Origin of the sequence: Pseudoalteromonas sp. BZK2, from assembly GCF_014349195.1 — a bacterium.
Classification (GTDB): domain Bacteria; phylum Pseudomonadota; class Gammaproteobacteria; order Enterobacterales; family Alteromonadaceae; genus Pseudoalteromonas; species Pseudoalteromonas simplex.
This window is the reverse complement of sequence record NZ_JACSOG010000037.1, coordinates 19,254-38,396: the sequence shown is the minus strand read 5'-3', so window position 1 is coordinate 38,396 and position 19,143 is coordinate 19,254. Positions and strand designations below refer to the sequence as shown.

The window sequence follows — 19,143 nt, the reverse complement described above, 5'->3', positions numbered from 1 at the left end:
TTTTGACATGTATGGATTCCTTATTGGTAAAAGTAATTGTCCAATCTCTTTATACCGTACTCACCCTATTTGGGGGAGGAGTCCATACATCTCCTACAAACTTACAAACTTATCAGGGTTAAAACGCCAGGTTTCCTTTTCCTGTGATTACACTTTTACAAACAACGTCATAAATCTCATCATAAAACATTATTTGAAAATGCTTACACCCAGCGATTTCGTCTTGATTGAATGATAGTAGCCAATTCGAATTAAGCACTTCAAATATGGCCGCCACACACTTTGTATTCGCTAGAATACAGTCATGAACATCATCCGTTGCCATTGAATATGCTTTTACGTTATCTAATTTTATATGCTTAAGGTTAGCTAATGAATATTCATCATCGGGATTGAAGTACTCAAAGCCTAAAAGGTCTTTACCATTTCTTTGCCAAATAACCTTCTGTAGTTCAGGTCCTCTGCCATCATGATAAAAGTGTTTTTCTAAAATTGGTTTGGCAGTCATAGTGACCTTTTAAAAGCTAAAATAATTTAAGTTTGTATAGTATTAAGAGCCCAACACCCGTAATCAATAAATGCAGTCTATAGTTTAAAATCGAAAAGGTATCACTCGACACTATTTTTATATAAGAGTCTTCTTTGTTAGCAACTCCGACAGGTAAAAAGTCATATAAGAACAGAAGTATGCCTGCCAAAATTAATACAATACTGATTATCAAAAGAAGCTTGTTCACATGACTATCCTTATTTTTAGCTACATGTTCGGCGTTAAAACGCCTCCTACACCGAGGGGGATTGGTGTAGGTCGTTATTTATGGCGACACAATCTTGAACATTTTTTGTAGGAACGGCTTCAGCCGTGAACTTTAGATGTTCGGCGTTGAAACGCCTCCTACAAACTTTCCCTTAGCAACTCGCTAACTTAATCCCCTTTCCCCGGTTTTTTCAAAATCTTATCTTTAAAATCAAGCACTTTACCAATGCCAGAGCCTAGTTTCATTAGGCTTTGAAGTTGTTCAGGGCTTAAGCGTTGTAGCTCTGCTGACCATTTGGTTACGGTTTCAAGTAGGTCGTGAATTTCTTGCATTTGCTGCTGAGCAAAGCGTTCATCATCATTGTGGGCTTCTTCTAAAATGTTATCGCGAAGCAGGCTAAGGGTAGGGTCTATCTCGCGCTTTTTACGCTCTTCGAATACGCGGTTGGCCATATCCCAAATGCTGCCAGCAGGGCCGTAGTATTCTTTACGGTCACCCGGAATATGATGCACTTTAATTAAGCGCCAAGACTGTAGCTCTTTAATACCCATACTTACGTTTCCGCGCGAGATACTTAAGGTATCGGCAATTTCATTGGCGGTCATTGGCTCTTTAGTAATGGTTAATAATCCACACATTTGACCAATGGTGCGGTTAAAGCCCCAACGGCTACCCATTTCACCGCAGTGCATAACAAAAGCTAAGTTTTTTTCAGATAGGCTCATAATTTTTAGTATTCAAAAATTTCAGAAATTAAATGCTAGCACGCTCGGGGTATAACTAAAAGAAATAGCCACTATGCAATCTGCTACTACTAAAGTGTAGATACGCCATTATTTAGTTTTAAGTTATTGAATTTAAAGTGTAGTTTAATTAATTGCCGCAGTGATTAGCTATTTGATGTGGATCAATAATAGTGACAGTTAATAAGTTTATCGTATAGGCTGAAATCCAATAATACCATGGAGGAACGTTATGAAAGCTGCAGTAAATAAAGAGTACAAAGGTAAATTAACAATCGAAGATATCCCATGCCCTGAGGTGGGAATTAACGATGTGCTAGTTAAAATTGCCGCGTGTGGAGTGTGTCACACAGATTTACATGCTTGTCATGGAGATTGGCCAGTCAAACCTAAAATGCCATTAGTACCGGGCCATGAAGGGGTAGGTACTATCGAAAAAGTAGGCGCAAACATTAAACACTTATCAATGGGAGATCGTGTTGGTGTTCCTTGGTTATACAGCGCCTGTGGTCATTGTGAGTTTTGTTTAGAAGGTAAAGAAACTTTATGCCTTGAGCAGCACAACACAGGTTATTCAGTCGATGGTGGTTACGCCGAGTACTGTGTAGCCCATGGTGATTACGTGGTTAAAATTCCTGAAGGATTAGGCTTTGCAGAAGCCGCACCACTATTTTGTGCGGGGGTTACAACCTATAAAGCGCTTAAAGTGACTGATGCCAAAGCGGGCGACTGGGTTGCAATTGTTGGTGTTGGAGGCCTTGGGCACTTAGCAGTGCAATACGCAAAAGCAATGGGCTTTAATGTAATTGCCGTTGATACCGGCGAGAGCAAGTTGGCACTAGCCAAAGAGCTTGGCGCAGACATCACCATAGATTTTATGAAGCAAGTGCCTTCAGAAACCATTTTTGAACAAGTGGGTGGGGCACATGGTGTTGTGTGTACGGCCGTATCAAAACCTGGTTTTGAGCAAGCTTATAAAAGCGTGCGCCGTGGCGGTAAATGCGTGCTTGTAGGTTTACCACCCGAAGATATGCCATTGCCAATTTTCGATACTGTATTAAATGGTGTGTCTGTTGTAGGCTCAATCGTTGGTACCCGTAAAGACTTACAAGAATGCCTCGACTTTGCAGCAAAAGGGAAAGTTAAAGCCATTATTGAAGAAAAACGCCTAGAAGATATCAACGATATATTTGACGACATGTTAAAAGGCGATATCACAGGCCGAATCGTAATGACGCTTTAAGCTGAGTCAGTTAACGCTGTCAGGTTTGGTTGAGTAATCAATTGAATCTGACAGAAATATTACTCATAGGATCAATAAGTTAACTTGTTTAACTTCGAACTAATATTTACATAATGGTTAAAATAAAATTGCATATCTAGCTAAAGTTAGGTGTAATGAAAACTGAATATACGCTGAGCGATGCAGGGAATGCTGAAATAATAGCTAAGCTAAAGCCACTAAAATCAAATTCCCACAGCATAAACAACACCAACTCTAACACACCGAGCAGGTAGCGGCTCAGTCCAACAAGCGATTATGTGACACAAACTTCGTGTTGCATAAATACCAAAATGTTATGTGTCCGAGGTCATTGCCATCTAGAAGGGAATAGAATGGATGTTTTTAAAAATATAATCGAAGTTTCAGAAGATGAACTTCATCCTAAATTTAATCTACTCAGAAATGAGCCTTATTATTTCGGAGCAAAGTCAATAATCGAGAGCTGGACTAAAGATTTTCATGATCGAGACAACAAAATCGTAAAAGAGTTTCAAAAGACTTTTCATTCATCTCTTTGGGAGTTTTATCTTCATGCGGTATTTAAAGAGTTAGGTCTTAGTTTGAATGAAACGAAAAATAGACCAGATTTTATTATCGATGGCGAAAATGGTTTTTATGTGGAGGCAGTTGTTTCTGAAATTAAAAAAGGCGGAAAACCTGAGTCTGAGCGAACACCCGATGATCTGCTTAGTATGCTTTCGCCAATAAAAAATGACATAGAGTTCTCAGAGTTAATAGATGAGGCAATAGTTAGACACTCAAACTCAATTACAACTAAGCTAGAAAAATATACTGGTTACACTAATAAAAAAGAAAAATGGATAAAAGGTTATAAAGAGTGTGATTGGGTTGAAGTTGATAAGCCTTACCTAATCGCCCTATCTTCGTATGACCAAATTAATTATGGTAAAGAATATATTTATTCTATGCTGGCTTTGTTATATGGGTTGTATTACTCACCAGATAATAATACTTACAAAAAAAGAACATCAATAAATAAGCCTGGAACTAACGCGGAGATTAATTTAGGTATATTTAATGAAGAAAAATTCAAAGAAGTATCTGCCATTATATTTACCAATACCCTAACCTTAGGGAAGCTATCATCACTCAGTAAGTCAATTCAAAGTGACATGGCTCATGTTATCAACGTTAGGTATGATTATGAGCCCCCACACTATAAAATTCATGAGGTAGATATTGACCACCCTGAACATTTGCTTGATGGCTTTTATGTCTTTCACAACCCCAATGCAAAAGTTAAATTCGACCACAATGCTATTAAAGATAATCATATATTTGAAGTGTCTTTGGATCATAAAGGTCTTGCTATGGAGGGAGCGAGGCGGCCTATCGTATCAAGGTATTGCTCCCCATACGGTCACATGTATAGAGAGTTGATAAAATCCACGGCGGCTGGGAATTATAATAAAACAGTTGCTCATGAGTTTAAAACACATAACAAGCAACTGTAGTCGTTCGCTTCGCTCACTTGGGTAAAAATAGCTAGGCTGTCCTCGCTGCGCTTGTCATCATAGCCTAGTTATTTTTGCCTATAAGTTGGGCGTTAGCTGTACATGGAGATTTGGTCACAAATGAGTAAACCGAGAATATTTATAGGCTCTTCTGTAGAGAGTTTACCTATAGCTGACGCAATAGCTGAAAATTTAGAATTTGATGCTGAAGTTACTATATGGCGTAGTGGTACATTTAACTTATCAAGTAATACGTTAGATGATCTTATTTTAAAATCTAAATCAGTTGATTTTTCAGCTTTTATATTTTCTCCTGATGACTTAACTATTATGCGTTCGAGAGAACAGTATGTTGTTCGAGATAACGTACTCTTTGAGCTTGGTTTATTTATTGGGTCTATCGGTAAAGAAAGATGCTTTATTATAAAGCCTCGAGATGTAGAGTTACATTTCCCAAGTGATTTACTTGGTATAACTCCAACAGATTATGATTCCAATCGTTCCGATGATAACTTAACATCATCATTAACCTATGCTTCAACTCAAATCAAAAGAGAAATGAATAATAAAGGTGTATTCAAAGAAATTAATACTGCCAAAGTTCAGAAACTTGATGTTAATAATATATTAAGTACCGTGTCAGAAAATGATCTTATTATCTTGGGTTCATTGTTAGAAAGTTATAATAACGATGTAGAGGGTTGTATAAGCTGGGACTTAGCAAGTAAGATTCCGCAACATATTCCGGCACCAACACTAAATCTTGCTGTGGTTAAACTTCAAAGGGTTGGCTTAATCCAAAAAGAAAATGGAAGCGACTTTAACGGCAATGAATATTTTACTTATCGTTTGACTGATTATGGCGTCGATATTTGCTTAAAATATGAAGAGACCATTGCTCAATTGTTTGCTCCAAAACCTCAACAAAGTTTCGGGTATGTACAACAAGCTACTAAAAGATAGATCGGTGTATAGTTCAGCTAACAAAGCAATTAAACGGAGGATTCATTAAATGGATAATCTATATATCCAAGAAATAGAAGAGCTTTGGAAACAATGTGGTCAGATAGATTTGTCTGAAACACTAGATGACCTTAAAAGAGACATAGTTAGATTTTCAAATATGATAGTTCCGTGCCGAGAATGGCTCGCTGACAGAAACAAACTCAAAAGTTTAAAACATAGTGAAGATTCTTACACGATTAAGCATCTGGCAGAGAGTGAAATTGGCGATTGGGTGCCACATTCTGTTTTTGTGTTGTCTGCTTACCTTGAGGGTTTTGAACTTTCTAAGTCAAAACTAAGGGGGGACGTTTACGTAGTATCAACAAATATTGGTGCTAAAAAGCGGTAGGTTATCAGCTCACTCATACAACAGGCTATCAAACGCCTAAGACGGATTCGCAACGCGTAGCATTTTTACCATGTTTTGATTTTGGTGATTAAGATGGTGTGCAGAAACATCGTATTTCGTTGCTCAGCACTTAAGCGAGCGTTAACCCTATTACTGAAATTAGGAGTAAATTTTGGCTAGGAAATTGGTAATTTTTGGTAACGGGTTAGGAATGTCATTGGATCCTGCTCATTTCTCTTTGACTGCTGCATTAGAAGATATATGGGAACGTGAAGATTTTTTAACATTAGAACAGCAACAATTGATAGAACGTTGCCTTGGGCGACCGGGAGCACCTCAAGGAGAAGATGAGCTTGATTTACTTCATCAAGCAGTAACACACTGTAAGTCTCTCAACTTAATCGGTGATGGCGATATTCACTGGCTTACTGAAGATGGTCAGTCGTTTCCTGAAATAACCGCGACTTATATTCATAAAGTAGCGACTAAGCTTCATAATTATAATGGTACTTTGCCTCAAGCCTTTGAAGACGCCCTAATTGATTTTATTCGTGAAACTAAATCCCACGTCGCAACACTAAATTACGATAAACTTTTGTACAATTCATTTATCGATAACGATTTAGTAGATGGTTATAACGGCAGCCTTATCGATGGGATGCTTAACCGAGGCTTCTCAGCTGATGCATTAGAGCGTAGGTATGACAATGATTTTGGGTATTATTTGCACCTTCATGGGTCACCTCTGTTTATGGAACATGAAGGTAGTATTGTTAAATTGTCTAGAGAACGGCTTAATTTAGATCGAGATATACCAAGCAAACACATCGTACTAACTCATGTAAAACATAAGCTTTCAGTTATAGCTGCATCCCATGCTCTTTCAACATATTGGGACTATTTACAATTTGCTTTATCCGAGGCAGAGGAAGTTATTCTGTTTGGGTATTCAGGGTTTGATACACACTTGAATATGTTGTTGAAGCCATACTTAAAGAGTATCCCGTTACGTGTTGTTGAGTGGTCTGGTGCAGGGGATCAAGTTGAACGAGAAACTTTTTGGGCGCGCTGCCTAGGTCGAGCTGTAGCAGTAGAACGTCTTGACAATATATCTGATTTTGTGGCTTGGCAGTAAATATAGGGTTAACAAAGCAGTAAAGAGTTATTCCCAACGCATGGCATTTTTCATTATATCTTTGGGTTTTGTTTACGGTGGCTCGGTTAAGTTTCGCGGTAGCGTTGCTCACATCTTAATGCGGCTTTACCAAGACCTTTCTTTTATACAGAGTCGACCTTCGACTCTAACTCATAACTGTCCAAAAACAAGCCACTAGACAAACTCGCTCTCATTAAACAAAAAAAGCGCGGCCCAACTAAACCGCGCTTTTGTTTTTATTTCACAATTAAAGTGTGTAGCTAAATGTTAATTTAGCATTACGCTCTTCTCCTGGCATACCACCTAAGAACATTATTAACTAGAAAAAATATTATTTAGATCTTCGTCAATAAAGACACCAGTCAAATTATTAGCTTCTACAGCAGATTTAAACTCATCTGTACAATACAAACGAGAACCACCGGTAAACTTGCTTTTAAAGACAGGCTTATTTTTTACATCGTCATTAACAAAAGCAATCTTGGTATAATCTAGCGGGTAACCATCTAAATATTCACGTTCACATTTAGCTTCATCTTCTTGTCCAAATGTACGCAAGTTAAAAATTACAATTGGTTCACCATCAGCCTTCGTTTCAATGAACTCCCCTAAAGGGGTTAACAAGTCTTTTAAAACTTCATATGCATTCATTCGAAGAGCAATAAACCCATCCATGATACTGATATCATGGTTATCTTCTAAGTACTCAGGTAAAAAAGATAACTCATACCCTACAGGCCAATACTCCAATAAAGAGTCATTATTCATATGTATATCTAGAAGGAACATGCAAGCATCTTGATGAGATGGCAACATTGGTTGTATTTTATCTGCGAATGAAAGTATATCCCACTCAATCATGTCGTAAGAATTAGTTACAGGCTTTAATGAAAACAGCTTCATGATTTGCCATCCCACTTAACATTTTTGGGTAACATAACGTTGGCTGGCATCATATGATTTTTAATTTTTATTTTTACGCCACGTAATGCATTTATAAAATCAAGTTTATTTACCTTGGTTCTTAAACTAGTAGACACCCACACTTCGTAATTATGGCGGTGTAACCTTCTGTGCGAAACAGTATCAGGTGTAGCCCAATCATCTGATTTGTTTTTTTCAAAGTTTCTCAGCCATACCCCATTCGTCGGATCATTAATACCAATACCGAATGAGTGCATTCTTAAACGAGCGGCATAGGTAAGGCGCTGCAAATAGCGGCCCTTACCACATACAATATGATGAGCTTCATGATTTGAAGTTGGTTTTGGCTCACCTGCTGCTCGCAGAAACTTTGCAAGTTTTTCAGTTGGGTGATGATCTTCTTCTGCTAACTCCTTAACAGAAGAACTTTCACTTTTAGCTTGGTAAGACTCTAAACTTTGTTGTGCGATAAGCAAATACTCTAAACGTGTGCGTTCTTTTTGTAAGTGTTCGTAATCTCTTTGAAGCTTTTCTTTAGACGCAGCAGATTTACGGCGTTTATCGTCGTAGTGTTTTTTGGCTAGTAATTCATAATTATAAATAGCCATTTCTAAAGGGGTTGGGTTACTTGGTCTATCTGGTATAGGGTATTGTTGTAGTGGGTTCATCCTTAAATCTTTAAATCATCCATTTATGAGCGTGTAAAATAGCAAATAGAATTTTGCGGTGCAATTTTAAACGTGGCACATCCAATTCACGAAACCAATTAGTAGAAGAAGCGCATTCATTTTTAAATGGGGCGTTGCTCTAAAACAAAAAAGCGCGGCTTAACTAAGCCGCACTTTTTGCTATCTATTTCACAATTAAAGTGTGTAGCTAAAGGTTAATTTAGCATTACGCTCTTCACCTGGCATTCCGCCTAAGAACATTGCTTTTGAGTAATAGGTTTTGTTAAACAAGTTATTTAGGTTTAACTGTAGTTTCCAATCATCTGTTTGGTATTGAATGGCGGCGTCGTAAACCGTGTAGCTCGGTACGTAGCCATCAGGTATACCAAACGAGGTTGAGTTTGTGCTGCGGTCATCAACATATTGTACGCCTGCGCTAATTGTCAGTGGCTCGGCTAAATCAAACCATTTAGCGTCATAGCTTAACCAGCTGCTTGCTGTTACATAAGGCACACCTTTTTGGCGAGAATCAAAGCTTGATGAATTTGGATTTTGCTTATCGCGCGCGTCTTGATACACCGCGTTTACGTTAAGTTTCCACTGCTCGTTTAAATCGGCATTTAAATCAAGCTCAACACCTTTGGTTTGCTCTTCACCATCGTAAAAGCTTTTTGGTACTGAGGCATCAGATACACCGGCTTCGTACTCTGGGTTGGCATACTCAAGGTTGGTACGGGCACTATCAAATACCACAAGTGATGCCAGTAGTTGATCGTCAAAGGCTTTTACACGCATACCAATGTCGTTACTGACTGACTCGGCGTCATCGCGGTCTGCTTCGTTACCCGATACACTACCAAGTACGCTGTAGGCTGTGCGGCCTTTAGAGTGGTTTACAAAGAACGAAATATCATCGCTAAGTTTATAAGTTGCACCTAGGTTATAGGTCATACCGCTGTCTGATGTATCTGCTTCTGGCGTTGGCTCGGCGGCACTAGCACGGTAGCGCGCATCAACACCAAAGTGTTCGTAGCTTTGTTTAATACGGTTAAAGGCAACGCCTACACGGGTAGTGAAAGTGTCGTGAATATAGGCAACATGTTGAATACCCACACCCCAAGCTTGAACCTTTTTGTTGTAATCGCTGGTTTTTAGCGGATCGTAGTCGTAAAAGCTGCCTTCGCCCCAGTTCGGGTTACGAATATCAAAAATGTAAGGTAATTGACCTTGGTAAATAACCTCTCCATCTTTGTTTTTAATGACCTTGTCGGCATCGTAAATTGAGTATTGTTTAAAACGAATATCGCGGTCTTCGTAGTTGGCGTTTACAAGTAGTTCGTTATCGATTCCGGCAAAGCTAAAGTCATAACGTAAGTCAGCAAAGTATTGCCATGATTTTTCGTCAGCCTCTACTTGGCGGTATTCTTGGCGACGCGCTGCAAATGGGTAAAGTACGTCATCAACCACTAAAGGAGCGCGCGGGTCGGCATTGATCACGCCATTACGGTTCCAATAAACATAGTTATAAGCACCCGTTTGGCGGGCAAAGCTCGATTCGTAATTACGGTATTGAAGTTGCTGATTTAAAAATAAATTATCAGTAATAAAGTAGTTATGGGTTAACTTAAAGCGCAGCTCTTCGCCTTCGTTGTCATTCGCCATTGGCGAGATGATACCGTTATGACCAAAAGTGTAAGGTGTTAGGCCATCATTTGCTGCCAGTGAGTCAGCTAATTGTTGGCGTTGCTGTTCGGTTAGTTGCAGGCCTTGTGCAGTTGCGTCGTTAATTAAATCGGCGGCGGTTACTTCACCTGCGGTTTTGCCATTCACTGAGTCGCTGTTAAAAATACGAATAGGGTGGCCAATTGAGTCAACGGCAATGGCATCTTTAATATAAGCGGCAGAAATCATGATGTCTTGTTTGTCGCTTAATACGTATTTTAACGCGCCATAAATTTCATCACGGTCGTCTTTTAAGTCGCGGTAGCCATCGCTGCGAGCGGTTTTTGCGTTAACGCGATAAGCAAGGTTGTCGGTTAATGCTGCTGTGCTATCAAAGCCTAATGAGTAGCTATCCCATTGACCAAGTTCTGCATTTACCGTGTGTTTTTCAGTAAATTGTGGTTTCTTCTCGATTAGGTTGATAACACCACCTGCGCTACCCATACCATATAAACCTGTTGCAGGGCCTTTAAGTACTTCTACAGATTCAACATTGGTCATTGAGCGTGTAGGGTTAAAGGTGTTACCTAGGCCTGCACCGCCATACATGCCATCGTAAGTATAGTTAGCGCCTAAACCGCGGATCACTAAGTTATCACCAATACCGTAGTTGTTACCGGCTTGGGTTACACCACTGATGTTACGCACTAAGTCTTGTAAGTTAGTTGCGCCTTGCGAGTTGATAAGCTCTTGATCAACAACTACAACAGGTGCAGGTGTTTCCATTAGGGTCATATTTGACTTTGTGGCAAGGCCAGATTCAAGTACCACACGGTTTTGTTTGTCGTAAACGGTAATACGTTCAACTGAGTCTAAATCGTTGGCGTTTGCATTGAATGCGCTTAAGCAGGCTAGGGCTAAAATTGAATATTTATATGTCATGATTATAGGTAATTGTCGAAATTTTTCGGCAATGATAATGCGAGACATTTTCATTTCAAGTTTTATTTAACCATTATGAGTATTTTTTTAACCTAGATACATTTTTTTAACGGGTGTGTTTTTTGTTGGTAAATTTGTTTTCAAAATGGTTACATGAGGTGTGGTTGGCTTTGCAAGTGCAAAGCCAACATTGTCGCTTATTTAAAAACTTTACCGTCTTTCATTACAAATTGTACATCTTCAAGTACTGCAATGTTTTCAAGCGGGTTGCCTTTAACGGCAATAATATCGGCTAAGAAACCGCTTTTGATTTGCCCAAGTTGATTATCAGCTTTAAGTAGTTTGGCACTATTGATGGTGGCAGACTGCAATGCTTGCAGCGGTGTCATACCAAATTCAACCATACGCGAAAACTGCTTTGCGTTATCGCCATGAGGGTAAATCGCTGCATCGGTACCAAATACCATGTTTACACCTGCTTTTACTGCACGGCTAAAGCTATCGCGTTGCTTTTTAGATACTTGGCGTTCTTTATTGAGGTTTTCTTCTGCAACCCCGTTTTGTTCGCCAAAGGCAAGGGTGTACTCAGTGTTGTAAATATCCATTGAGAACCAAGTGCCGTGTTTTTTCGCAAGTTTAATGGCTTCGTCATCAACAAAGCTAACGTGCTCAACACTGTCTACACCGGCAACAATGGCCGCTTTAATACCACTGGTACCGTGCGCATGGGCTGCAACGGTTAGGCCACGTAAATGAGCTTCGTCAACAATGGCGCTCATTTCATCTTGGCTATATTGTTGAATACCGACTTTTGTGCCTTTTGAAAATACCCCGCCTGTAGCGCAAAACTTAATAGCATTAGCACCGTACTTAATGTTTTCCCGTACTTTAGCGCGCACTGCCCATGGGCCATCAGCAACACCTTCGGCGGTGTATTTCATTTCTGGTGGTAAACGGTTGTTATCACAGTGACCGCCAGTAACACCTAAAGACGGGCCAGCCGCCCAAATACGCGGGCCAATAATATCGCCTGCATTAATGCCATCGCGTACTGCAATCACGCTGTAGCCTTCTGCGCCTAAGTTACGCAGCGTTGTAAAACCTGCATACAGTGTTTTTTCGGCAAAGTGTGCCGCTTTAATTGCTTTACGCGGAATCGATTGACCAATTCGCTCACTGCGCGGCACGGTAGGATCGCTCGTTAAATGCACATGCATATCCATTAAACCCGGCAGCAAAGTCAGTTCTGGTAATTGAATGTGCTTATCGCCGTCTTTTAAGTTTGGCTGTTTATTGCTTTGTACAGCTGTAATTTGACCATTATCTATACTGATAAGTGGTGATTTAATCAATTTACCTGAATTTACATCTACCATGGCTTTTGCCGATAAGTAGGTAGTTGCGTAGGTATTTAAAGAGGTTAGGCAAGCTAGGCCTAGGCTAATAGCAAGAGCTGTCTTTTTCATTTTTATTCAAAATTGGTAAGTCGAGCCGCCACTCTAGCAATCAGCTTACAAAGTGTAAATAAACTGCGATAAGTTGCAGCGATACTTGCTAAATAGGGAACTAAACCCTCATAATTTACGCGTACTTAATATAAGGGCAGGGAAAGAATGAAAAACGTAAAACTAGCACTACTTAGTTCGGCAGTGATGTTTGCATTACTTGGTTGTAATGAATCAACGCCAAGCAACGAAAAAACAACGCAGGCAGTAAGCAAACAAGCACCAAGCGCAACGTCAGCCACAGAGCAACTTGATTTATTACTAGCAGATTACTTTGAAGCAGGTTTAAAATTTAGCCCTGTTAGCGGCACTTACATTGGCCGTAGCGAATTTAACGATCAATTTATTGCACCCATTAGTAAAGCCAACCGCGACGAGCGGCTTAATTTTGTTAAAGAATACCAAAATAAATTAGCAAATATCGACAAAGCGCAATTAAAGGGTCAGTCATTATTGAGCTACGAAATTCTAGCGCGCGATTTAGACCTTGCGATTGAAGGTGCTCAATTTCCAAGTTACTTAATGCCAATTAACCAAATGGGCGGGGCACATAATACCTTTGCTGCGTTAGGCTCTGGGCAAAGTGCACAACCTTTTAACACGGTGGAAGATTATCAAGCATTTGAAAAACGTGCTGATGGTTTCATCGCGTGGTTAGACAGTGTTGAGCAATCAATGCGTCAAGGTATGAAAGACAAAGTGGTTCTTCCTAAACCGCTTGCTGAAAAACTATTACCGCAATTTCAAACTCATATTGTAGAAAAACCAGAAGAGTCATTATTCTGGGGGCCAATTGCTCAGTTACCTGAATCTTTCAGCGACGAGCAAAAAGCACAGCTAACAAGCGCGTACACGGCGATGATCAGCGAACGTTTAGTGCCTGCGTATCAAAAAATGGCTGACTTTTTAGCGAATGAATACATTCCAAATGCCCGTGAAAGCATTGGTTACAGCGACCTACCAAATGGTAAAGCATGGTATGAGTATCAAATTAAACAGCATACAACGCTTAGCCTAAACGCCGATGAAATTCATGACATTGGTTTAAACGAAGTATCGCGCATTTTATCTGAGATGAAAAAAGTCAAAGAGACTGTTGGTTTTGAAGGCGATTTAAAAGCGTTTTTTGAACACCTTAGAACCTCAGATGAGTTTTACTACGATACGCCAGAAGAGCTAATTGCTGCGTACGAAGCAGTAAAAGAAAAGATTGATGCTAAGCTGCCGCAAATGTTCGATATTGCGCCAAAAGCGCCATACGTTGTAAAAGCAGTTGAAGATTTCCGCGCTGAATCAGCTGCGGGTGCATCTTACCAGTCGCCAGCGCCAGATGGCTCACGCCCAGGTATTTTTTATATCAATACCTTTAATCTAAAAGCACAGCCTAAGTTTTTACTTGAAACCTTGTCTATTCACGAAGCCGCGCCGGGTCACCACTTTCAAATTGCCTTGCAACAAGAAATTGAAGGACTACCGCTGTTTCGTAAATTCGGTGGCTACACGGTATTTGCAGAAGGTTGGGCATTGTATGCAGAAAGTTTAGGTAAAGAGCTTGGCTTATTTACCGACCCTTACATGTGGTACGGCCGTTTATCAGATGAGCAATTACGTGCAATGCGCTTAGTGCTTGATACTGGTTTTCATGCAAAGGGCTGGACACGTCAACAAGGTATTGATTACATGTTGGCTAACTCATCAATGGCCGAAAGCGACATTATCGCCGAAGTTGAGCGTTACATTGCATGGCCGGGCCAAGCGCTGTCGTACAAGTTAGGTCAGTTCAAAATTCAAGAACTACGTGACTACGCGAGCAAAGAGCTAGGCGATAAGTTCGACATTAAAGCTTTCCATACGCAAGTTCTGATTGATGGCGCATTACCGATGCCAATTCTTGAAGAGAAAATTAAGCGTTGGGTTAACGAGCAAAAATAGCACCTTTGCGCGCATGCTGGCTTTACGCTAGAATGCGCGCTGTTTAGGGGCTTTGAGTAATACCATGTTAGAAGATCAATTTTGGCTTAAGCGCTCGCTTGAGCAAATGTCACAACCCGAATGGGAAGCCATTTGTGACGGCTGTGGTAAATGTTGTTTAAACACATTTATCGACAGCGAAGACGAAGATGAATTTACCGCAACGGATCAACTTCGCGAGGGTGAAGAACTGATCTTCACTAATATCGTTTGCCAATACCTAGACAACGACACTTGTGGGTGTAGCGAATATGCGAACCGCCAAACTTTAGTTCCTTCATGTGTAAAGCTCACTAAAGAAAACCTCAAAGATATCTTTTTTATGCCGCAAAGCTGTAGCTACCGTCGCCTTTACGAAGGCCGTGGCCTTGCGTCTTGGCACCCGCTACTGAACGGTGGCAGTAAAGATTTAATGCATGAGTTAGGTATTTCTGTGCGTGACAAAACAGTGAAAGACTGTGATGTAGACCTAGATGACTTTGACCTTTACGTGGCCGAGTGGCCAACCAGAGACATTGATTAATGAGCGCCCTTAAAGCAAGCATTGGCTTGTTAAACCCAAAAAGCCCAACCAATGTGGGTGGCGTATTACGTGCCGCGGGTTGTTACAACGCCAAGCAGGTGTTTTTTACTGGTAGCCGCTATTTACGCGCTAATAAGTACCATACTGATACCAAAAATGTGCTTGAGCATATCCCACTTACGCAAGTCGAAAGCCTAGAGCAAGCAAAGCCTGAAGGTGCCACAACGGTGGTGATTGAGCTTGTTGAAGGTGCAACGCCACTGCCTGAATTTAAGCACCCTGAAAACGCATTTTATGTGTTTGGCCCTGAAGATGGCTCGGTTAGTAAAGACGTGCTGAAATGGTGTGATGAAGTAGTGTATGTGCCAACCATAGGCTGTATGAACCTAGCTGCAACTTGCAATGTTGTGCTGTACGACCGACTTGCAAAGCTCGGTGGTATTGAGAGTTCAAACGACACCATTTGCAATAGTCGAGACACCAACAACTCACTTAAATGGCAACAAAAAAAGAGCGCTAAATAGCGCTCTTTTTAGATTCAAACTCAAAATTACTTTTTAGTAATTTGTACGTTACTTTCAAGGCCAATGCCGTTGTCGGTAATGTCTGTGGCAAAATAAACACCCACAGGTTGGTCGCGTAGCGAATCAAGCTCAGCCATTTCTTCATCACTTAATTGACCCGTTGCAGCAATCGTATCAAGCAAAGGTAACAAGATTTTTTGTACGTCGAATGCCATGTTCACAAAGCCATTTTTAGTGACACTTTGCGACTCTAAGGTTTCGGCGATTTGTGCTGACTTATCACCCGTGAAAATCACAATATGATTTCCTTTAAGGGCCATTTTTATATCAAAGTTAAGTGGCACAGGTGATGGAATGTATTCATTGATCAGTACTGCATCACCATTGGCTGGTAGTTTTATGTTAGCAAGCGGCGGTACAAAACCTTGCGCAATTGAATACAAGCCATGGGCATCAGTCGCCGATAGGGTAACGATGGCATCAAGCTTGTCTATTTGTGGGCCGTTGTAGTCATCGATAGTAAATGCAGCGTCTTGAACGCTGACACTCATACCTTGTACGCCATTAGCAAAGCCCGACATCATAGCAAGGCCAGCAGTGCTTACTTCTTGCATTTCATTTTGTACTGCGACAATTGGCCCACAGTTAAACTCAGCTGACTTAATTGCACCGGTTAGTGTGTTGGCAAGTGGCAGGACTTTTGCAACATCAATACCATAGGCAACACTCATCATTTGCCCGTCAAGCCCGGTGGTATGTTTTGGTACAAAACCACGCACGGCTTGAAGGGTATTTAGTAAGTCTTGATCTGTGCTTTGCAATACTGCTTTTACGTCAAAATCGGCGTAGTCGGCGGTAATACGTGTTTTTGTTGTGCCTGATACTGTTGCAGGCCATTTAGCGGCTATGGCTGCTATATCATCTTGACACTCAGGTGTTGAAATCATTGCTAACGCATTTGCTTGCTGGGCTTTATCAAGTAGTTCTTTGAGCATCTGGTGTAAGCGAGAGTCTTCTTTGCCTGTTACAGCATTGGCTATACGTTGATGATCAACAAAGCCAACCGAGTTACCATCAAGCGAAAAAGTTTTAATAAGCTCAGGTAGTTTTTTAGTTTCAGCCAGTGATTGAGCCGGTTTTTCTACGCCAAGGGCTATACGTAAGTCTTGGTCATTAGAAAGGGCAGTGGTCAGCGTTAAGGTAGCCCAATTATTGTGAGTTGATGCAATTAGGTTGAAGTTATCTAAGCCTTCAAGCTCAATCGTAAAGCGCGTGTAACTTACACCTTCAAGGTTTTCTGTAGTATAAGCAATACCGGCTTCATCAGCAGATTGTTTAATGCTTTTGATAATGCTGCTTTGATCAGCGACCTGAAAACGCAGAATCGGCATTAAACCTTGCGCGTACATCATGCCTTTGTAGTCATCACCAAAGCCCCATATCGATTTGAAGGCATCGTAAGAGCTCAATGATTGCTGGTATTTTTCCATCAGTGATGCAAGGAATAGGGCATTCTTATCATCAACTGTTTTAAGCTCAGCAATGATGGGCGTTAAATCGCTCGTGCCTTTCATTGCATCTGGCATAAGCGCAAAGTATTTACTGTACGGAAACGGTTTAAGTTGACCATAAAAAACTGCCGTATCGGCAGGTACGTAGGCAAGCTCAGGTAAATCTACATCAACACTGGCTTTATTTTGTGAGTACAACAACGCACCTGCAACAATGGCAATCGCGCCCCCAGCAAGAAGCTTATTATTCATAGGATGAATTCCTTTTTCTAAAATTAGGAGAAAACATACCATGAAAGCCGTTTTCTGACCAATGTTGCTGTATTAAACGGATTGAATTTTTGTAACAAGTTATTCACCGCAAAGCACAGTTTAAACTTTTAACCTATGTCATATTTTAATAATACAAATAACAACATGGAGTAGATGTTTTGCAGGTAACTCAATTATTTAAAAGCGTGTCAGCCGTTGCTATGACCGCCATTCTAGCTGGCTGTAGTGTTAAACCTTTGCCACTTGATCCAAGCGTTGGTGATACTGGTCAGCCATTATCGGCAGTTGCACTAAAAAGCGATGTGCAATTTTACGACTTATCACTTGAAGTGTTTCCTGATGATAAACGCATTAAAGGGGTGTCGAAAACGCAGTTTAAAATGCTATCTGCAAGCCAATTTGTTGAACTAAAACTTGATAGCCGATTTTTAATCACTGCAATTACCTCAGACGATAAAACACTTAACTATACCCGCAATGCAGGTGTGCTAAACATTGATTTAGGTAAGCAATACCCTGCGGGCAGCACAGTAAGTGTTGCTGTGGCCTATGAGGGCAACCCCCATATTGCTAAAAACGCGCCTTGGGATGGCGGGTTTGTATTTGCTGAAACAGAAAGCGGCGAGCCGTGGATAGCTACCGCAGTGCAGGGCGAAGGCTGTGATTTATTCTGGCCTTGTAAAGATCATTTTGCTGACAAAGCCGATAGCATGCGCATAAGGCTCACGGTACCAAATGGCTTAAGTGCAGTAACCAACGGGGTATTGCAAAGCGTAAAACCAGTCGGAGCAAACAAACAACAATTTGATTGGCTGCTATCTGTGCCTGCAAGCGACTATAACATTGCCCTGAACATAGGCCCGTATCAACGTATTGAGCGTAGTTATACTAGTATTAATGGAACTGAGGTTCCGATTGAATTTTGGGCACTTGCTAAACACACACAGCAAGCGTCGATGCTAATAGAGCAGGATTTACGCTCTCAAGTCGCGTTTTTTGAGCGCTTTTTAGGGCCTTACCCATGGGGGAGTGACAAACTGGGCTTTGTTGAAACACCGCATTTAGGTATGGAACATCAAACGATCAATGCTTATGGTAAAAAATATAAGCGTGATGCTGGCGGTTATGATTGGTTATTACAGCATGAGTTAGCTCATGAGTGGTTTGGTAATTTAATGACCCATGAAAAACTCAACGATGCATGGCTACACGAAGGCTTTGGCAGTTACATGCAGCCAAGTTATAGCTTGTATAAATTCGGTGAAGCGGCCTATAACCACAGCATGTATAAGTCGTATTTAGGGCTTAAAAACTGTAAAGCCATTGTACTTGATGGCGACATAACCTCAGATCAAGCATTCAACCCTGATATTTATGGCAAAGGCAGTTGGACTTTACATACCTTACGCTGGTTAATTGGTGATGAGTTATTTTGGCAAGCCACCCGTGAGCTGCTTTATGGGGTGAACGACACCAAGCAATTAGCTTACCCAATTTTACCGCGATATCGAAATACCGATGAGTTTATTGCTATTGTTAACCGCTTAACGGCGAAAGATTATAGCTGGCTGTTTGATGTGTATTTAAAACAGGCTCAATTACCTGAACTTGATGTTATTCAATCAGCTAACAGCTTAACACTGAAATGGAACAAAAACTCTTTGCAAGATAAGCCATTCCCTATGCCAGTTCCGGTGCAAATAAACGGTTCGTTGCAAACTTATTATGTTGAAAATGGCGAGATTAGCATTGCTTTAAAAGCGGGGGATCATGTGGTGATCGATCCAAACATGAAGGTGTTTAGGTATTTACCAATTATCGATAAGTGTAAAACTGAGCAATAGCGAAGAAGCCCAGCATAAACTACTT

The 19,143-nt window shown here is 40.7% G+C and carries 16 protein-coding genes; 9 read left to right on the top strand and 7 right to left on the bottom strand.

Features of this window, described 5'->3' with window-relative positions:
- Positions 1–118 precede the first annotated feature (118 nt).
- Both BIZ38_RS18210 and BIZ38_RS18205 read right to left on the bottom strand, forming a co-directional pair.
- Complete coding sequence (locus BIZ38_RS18210; protein WP_138616665.1) at positions 119–508, bottom strand: hypothetical protein; 390 nt, start codon at positions 506–508, stop codon at positions 119–121.
- 417 nt (positions 509–925) lie between these two features.
- Positions 926–1,483, bottom strand: coding sequence for a GbsR/MarR family transcriptional regulator (locus BIZ38_RS18205; protein WP_187490940.1), 558 nt, complete (start codon positions 1,481–1,483; stop codon positions 926–928).
- Positions 1,484–1,733: 250 nt separating this feature from the next.
- Here BIZ38_RS18205 and adhP point away from each other — a divergent pair, with 250 nt between their 5' ends.
- The 5 genes from adhP (at position 1,734) to BIZ38_RS18180 (ending at position 6,750) form a co-directional block, all read left to right on the top strand.
- Positions 1,734–2,744 carry an alcohol dehydrogenase AdhP gene (gene adhP, locus BIZ38_RS18200; protein WP_138616671.1) on the top strand — a complete coding sequence of 337 codons (1,011 nt, stop codon included), beginning with the start codon at positions 1,734–1,736 and terminating at the stop codon, positions 2,742–2,744.
- Between the two features lie 374 nt (positions 2,745–3,118).
- Positions 3,119–4,261 carry a hypothetical protein gene (locus tag BIZ38_RS18195; protein WP_187490939.1) on the top strand — a complete coding sequence of 381 codons (1,143 nt, stop codon included), beginning with the start codon at positions 3,119–3,121 and terminating at the stop codon, positions 4,259–4,261.
- A gap of 120 nt (positions 4,262–4,381) precedes the next feature.
- A complete protein-coding gene (locus BIZ38_RS18190; protein WP_187490938.1) occupies positions 4,382–5,224 on the top strand; it encodes a TIR domain-containing protein in 843 nt (280 codons plus the stop codon).
- A 49-nt stretch (positions 5,225–5,273) separates the two neighbouring features.
- Positions 5,274–5,615, top strand: a complete 342-nt coding sequence (locus tag BIZ38_RS18185; protein WP_187490937.1) for a hypothetical protein — start codon at positions 5,274–5,276, stop codon at positions 5,613–5,615.
- A 172-nt stretch (positions 5,616–5,787) separates the two neighbouring features.
- Positions 5,788–6,750, top strand: a complete 963-nt coding sequence (locus BIZ38_RS18180; RefSeq protein WP_187490936.1) for an SIR2 family protein — start codon at positions 5,788–5,790, stop codon at positions 6,748–6,750.
- Positions 6,751–7,086: 336 nt separating this feature from the next.
- Here the strand turns inward: BIZ38_RS18180 and BIZ38_RS18175 are convergent, their stop codons facing one another.
- From BIZ38_RS18175 to BIZ38_RS18160, 4 genes are all read right to left on the bottom strand, one after another.
- Positions 7,087–7,674 (bottom strand): hypothetical protein, encoded by a 588-nt coding sequence (locus tag BIZ38_RS18175; RefSeq protein WP_187490935.1) that lies wholly within the window; start codon positions 7,672–7,674, stop codon positions 7,087–7,089.
- Complete coding sequence (locus tag BIZ38_RS18170) at positions 7,671–8,363, bottom strand: AHH domain-containing protein (RefSeq protein ID WP_187490934.1); 693 nt, start codon at positions 8,361–8,363, stop codon at positions 7,671–7,673. The genes BIZ38_RS18175 and BIZ38_RS18170 overlap by 4 nt, the downstream gene beginning before the upstream one ends.
- Positions 8,364–8,558: 195 nt before the next feature.
- On the bottom strand, positions 8,559–10,967 hold the full coding sequence (locus tag BIZ38_RS18165) for a TonB-dependent receptor (protein ID WP_410445981.1): 2,409 nt from the start codon (positions 10,965–10,967) through the stop codon (positions 8,559–8,561).
- Between the two features lie 197 nt (positions 10,968–11,164).
- Positions 11,165–12,433 carry a metal-dependent hydrolase family protein gene (locus BIZ38_RS18160; RefSeq protein WP_138600812.1) on the bottom strand — a complete coding sequence of 423 codons (1,269 nt, stop codon included), beginning with the start codon at positions 12,431–12,433 and terminating at the stop codon, positions 11,165–11,167.
- 147 nt (positions 12,434–12,580) lie between these two features.
- On the opposite strand from BIZ38_RS18160, the gene BIZ38_RS18155 reads away from it, so the two are divergent.
- The 3 genes from BIZ38_RS18155 to BIZ38_RS18145 all read left to right on the top strand — a co-directional run bounded on the left by BIZ38_RS18155 (position 12,581) and on the right by BIZ38_RS18145 (position 15,490).
- A complete protein-coding gene (locus BIZ38_RS18155) occupies positions 12,581–14,404 on the top strand; it encodes a DUF885 domain-containing protein (RefSeq protein ID WP_138600814.1) in 1,824 nt (607 codons plus the stop codon).
- 64 nt (positions 14,405–14,468) lie between these two features.
- Positions 14,469–14,966 carry a YcgN family cysteine cluster protein gene (locus tag BIZ38_RS18150; protein WP_105173481.1) on the top strand — a complete coding sequence of 166 codons (498 nt, stop codon included), beginning with the start codon at positions 14,469–14,471 and terminating at the stop codon, positions 14,964–14,966.
- A complete protein-coding gene (locus tag BIZ38_RS18145) occupies positions 14,966–15,490 on the top strand; it encodes an RNA methyltransferase (RefSeq protein WP_054552060.1) in 525 nt (174 codons plus the stop codon). The genes BIZ38_RS18150 and BIZ38_RS18145 overlap by 1 nt, the downstream gene beginning before the upstream one ends.
- Before the next feature lie 26 nt (positions 15,491–15,516).
- Here the strand turns inward: BIZ38_RS18145 and BIZ38_RS18140 are convergent, their stop codons facing one another.
- A complete protein-coding gene (locus BIZ38_RS18140; protein WP_187490933.1) occupies positions 15,517–17,253 on the bottom strand; it encodes a hypothetical protein in 1,737 nt (578 codons plus the stop codon).
- A 179-nt stretch (positions 17,254–17,432) separates the two neighbouring features.
- Here BIZ38_RS18140 and BIZ38_RS18135 point away from each other — a divergent pair, with 179 nt between their 5' ends.
- The gene (locus tag BIZ38_RS18135; RefSeq protein ID WP_262387625.1) at positions 17,433–19,118 is read left to right on the top strand and encodes a M1 family metallopeptidase; all 1,686 of its coding nucleotides are present in this window, start codon (positions 17,433–17,435) and stop codon (positions 19,116–19,118) included.
- The last annotated feature ends 25 nt before the right edge of the window (positions 19,119–19,143 follow it).

What these genes read in the sequence shown, in the direction of transcription:
- BIZ38_RS18210 (WP_138616665.1), bottom strand. Translation starts at nt 508, where the DNA reads ATGACTGCCAAACCAATTTTAGAAAAACACTTTTATCATGATGGCAGA.
- BIZ38_RS18205 (WP_187490940.1), bottom strand. Translation starts at nt 1,483, where the DNA reads ATGAGCCTATCTGAAAAAAACTTAGCTTTTGTTATGCACTGCGGTGAA.
- adhP (WP_138616671.1), top strand. Translation starts at nt 1,734, where the DNA reads ATGAAAGCTGCAGTAAATAAAGAGTACAAAGGTAAATTAACAATCGAA.
- BIZ38_RS18195 (WP_187490939.1), top strand. Translation starts at nt 3,119, where the DNA reads ATGGATGTTTTTAAAAATATAATCGAAGTTTCAGAAGATGAACTTCAT.
- BIZ38_RS18190 (WP_187490938.1), top strand. Translation starts at nt 4,382, where the DNA reads ATGAGTAAACCGAGAATATTTATAGGCTCTTCTGTAGAGAGTTTACCT.
- BIZ38_RS18185 (WP_187490937.1), top strand. Translation starts at nt 5,274, where the DNA reads ATGGATAATCTATATATCCAAGAAATAGAAGAGCTTTGGAAACAATGT.
- BIZ38_RS18175 (WP_187490935.1), bottom strand. Translation starts at nt 7,674, where the DNA reads ATGAAGCTGTTTTCATTAAAGCCTGTAACTAATTCTTACGACATGATT.
- BIZ38_RS18170 (WP_187490934.1), bottom strand. Translation starts at nt 8,363, where the DNA reads ATGAACCCACTACAACAATACCCTATACCAGATAGACCAAGTAACCCA.
- BIZ38_RS18165 (WP_410445981.1), bottom strand. Translation starts at nt 10,967, where the DNA reads ATGACATATAAATATTCAATTTTAGCCCTAGCCTGCTTAAGCGCATTC.
- BIZ38_RS18160 (WP_138600812.1), bottom strand. Translation starts at nt 12,433, where the DNA reads ATGAAAAAGACAGCTCTTGCTATTAGCCTAGGCCTAGCTTGCCTAACC.
- BIZ38_RS18155 (WP_138600814.1), top strand. Translation starts at nt 12,581, where the DNA reads ATGAAAAACGTAAAACTAGCACTACTTAGTTCGGCAGTGATGTTTGCA.
- BIZ38_RS18150 (WP_105173481.1), top strand. Translation starts at nt 14,469, where the DNA reads ATGTTAGAAGATCAATTTTGGCTTAAGCGCTCGCTTGAGCAAATGTCA.
- BIZ38_RS18145 (WP_054552060.1), top strand. Translation starts at nt 14,966, where the DNA reads ATGAGCGCCCTTAAAGCAAGCATTGGCTTGTTAAACCCAAAAAGCCCA.
- BIZ38_RS18140 (WP_187490933.1), bottom strand. Translation starts at nt 17,253, where the DNA reads ATGAATAATAAGCTTCTTGCTGGGGGCGCGATTGCCATTGTTGCAGGT.